This is a genomic window from Amycolatopsis kentuckyensis (assembly GCF_002155975.1).
Lineage (GTDB): Bacteria > Actinomycetota > Actinomycetes > Mycobacteriales > Pseudonocardiaceae > Amycolatopsis > Amycolatopsis kentuckyensis.
Genome location: NZ_MUMI01000770.1, coordinates 1 through 2,108, shown reverse-complemented (window position 1 = coordinate 2,108; position 2,108 = coordinate 1). Strand labels below are relative to the sequence as shown.

The window sequence follows — 2,108 nt, the reverse complement described above, 5'->3', positions numbered from 1 at the left end:
GGCGTCGGCGGCGCGTAGAAGCCGACGGACGCGAAAGGCTCCGCGGGCAGGCCGAGCTTGGCGTACTCGGCCTTGAGCTTTTCGTCGAGGGCGCGGTTCGGGGTGTCGAGGAACAGCAGGTCCTCGCCCTTGACGGAGAAGACGAGGGCCTTGGCGTTGTGGGCGTTGGGCAGGGCGCCGCCGCGGAAGATCGAGTGCAGCAGGAACAACGCGAACGACGTCTTGGTGGCGACGCCGGAGACGCCGCTGATGCTGACGTGCGCGCCGCGGGTGCCGTCGAGGAAGTCCATGTTGAGGTAGACGGGTTCGCCGTCCCGGCCCAGGCCCACCGCCACTTGGCGGGTCATGTTGTCGAAGTACAGCGCCTGCGCGCGATCCTCTCCCACCGCCCGCTCGACCCGGCTGCCCGGCCTCGGCGGCACGTAGCACTCGGGCTCGACGCGGGTGGTGGCGATCTCGGCGATCTCCTGCACCTGGGCGGGCAGGACCCCGTCGGAGATCAGGAAGACGTCACTGCCGAAGCTGGCACCTTCGTGCCGCGCGGTCACCTGCGTCACGACGCCGTAGGAGGTGACTTCGCCGAGCCCGGGCAGTTCCCTGCGGGTCACGACGACGTCGTCGAGCTGCAGGTAGGCGTCCGGATCGATGGCCACGCAGAACTGCAGCGGCGTCGAGTCCTCGGTGCCTGCCACCCGGCCGACCACGGTGGTGAGCGTCTCCTGGTCCACGGTTCTCCCTGTCTCACCCGGCGCTTCCTCCCGCGGCAGACTAGCCCGCCGGTACGACAGTCCCGCGCCCAACACGGCGTTGCCGCCACGAGCGTTCATGCAGGCCGGGACTGCGCCGAACGAGTGAGCTCACCCTTCGGGGAGGACCTTTCGTCCCCGCCGCAGGCATTCGGAGGGGCGTACCGGTTGCGCCGCAACGCCGGGCCCGTGGGGCCGCGGCGCAACGGGCTCCGCTTCCGCCTGCCGCCACGGTGAAGCGGGCCCGGTCTTCCCCCGTCCGCCGCACGGGATCGGCGCGGGTGGGCTCGGACACCCGCTCGGGGCGCCCGATCCGGCGTGTCGCGGAAAAAGTTCTCCGGAAGGGCCTCGGGTCCTATATGGACGACCACAGTGGACGGCGAAGGCACCGTGTTTTGCCTGTTCAGAGGCATGGCGGGGGTCCGGGTTGCGTTCCGGGTCGCGTCCGACAGCGGGCGTTCCGGAGGCGGAACCCGCCCCCGTACAAGGAAATATTTCGACCCCCGGTTGGATTTTGTGCGGTATTGGTAATACCGTGTGCAGTGTCGGCCGAGATGGGCCGTGACTAGTAGTTCCACTATGGAGGACTGGAATGACGAACAAGGCCCAGCTGATCGAGGCGCTGTCGGAGCGTCTGGGCGACAAGAAGGTGGCTTCGCAGGCCGTTGACGGTCTGGTGGACATCATCATCCGGACGGTCAACAAGGGCGAAAAGGTCAACATCACCGGCTTCGGGGTGTTCGAGAAGCGCGCCCGCGCCGCTCGCACCGCCCGCAACCCGCGCACCGGTGAGGCCGTCCGCGTCAAGAAGACCAACGTGCCCGCGTTCCGCGCCGGCACCACCTTCAAGGACGTCATCTCCGGCACCAAGAAGCTGCCCAAGGCGACCCCGGTCAAGCGCGCCACCGCCGCGACGGCGACCCGCGCGACCGCCACCAAGACCGCGGCGGCGGCCCCGGCCAAGGCCACCACGACCCGCACCACGCGGGCGGCGGCGGCCAAGCCGGCCACCACGCGTTCGACGACCACCCGCACCCGCGCGGCGGCCGCGAAGCCGGCGGCCAAGGCCACCGCGACCAAGGCGGCCCCGAAGACCGCCGCCAAGCCCACGGCGGCCAAGGCCACCACGGCGAAGGCGACCACCACCCGGGCGAAGACGGCCGCCGCCAAGCCGGCCGCGACCAAGACCGCCGCGGCCAAGAAGACCACGGCGGCCAAGGCCCCGGCCAAGCGCACCTCCGCCGCGAAGAAGAAGTAACACCCCTCGCGACGATCGGAAGGGCCCCGCACCTGCCTGGTGCGGGGCCCTTCCGGCATTTCGGGACGCATCATCCCGCGGCTCCCGACGACCCGGCCGCGCGG

1 protein-coding gene and 1 pseudogene are annotated in these 2,108 nt (G+C 70.6%); one reads left to right on the top strand and one right to left on the bottom strand.

The features are described 5' to 3' along the window. Nucleotides 1-728: pseudogene (locus tag CCN39_RS47515) on the bottom strand (ATP-binding protein); the annotation flags it as partial. Nucleotides 729-1,338: 610 nt separating this feature from the next. Here CCN39_RS47515 and CCN39_RS47510 point away from each other — a divergent pair. Further along, complete coding sequence (locus CCN39_RS47510; RefSeq protein WP_086853726.1) at nt 1,339-2,004, top strand: HU family DNA-binding protein; 666 nt, start codon at nt 1,339-1,341, stop codon at nt 2,002-2,004. Nucleotides 2,005-2,108 lie beyond the last annotated feature (104 nt).

Bases quoted from the DNA above. Each gene is read 5' to 3' on its own strand.
- CCN39_RS47510 (WP_086853726.1), top strand. From the start codon at position 1,339: ATGACGAACAAGGCCCAGCTGATCGAGGCGCTGTCGGAGCGTCTGGGC.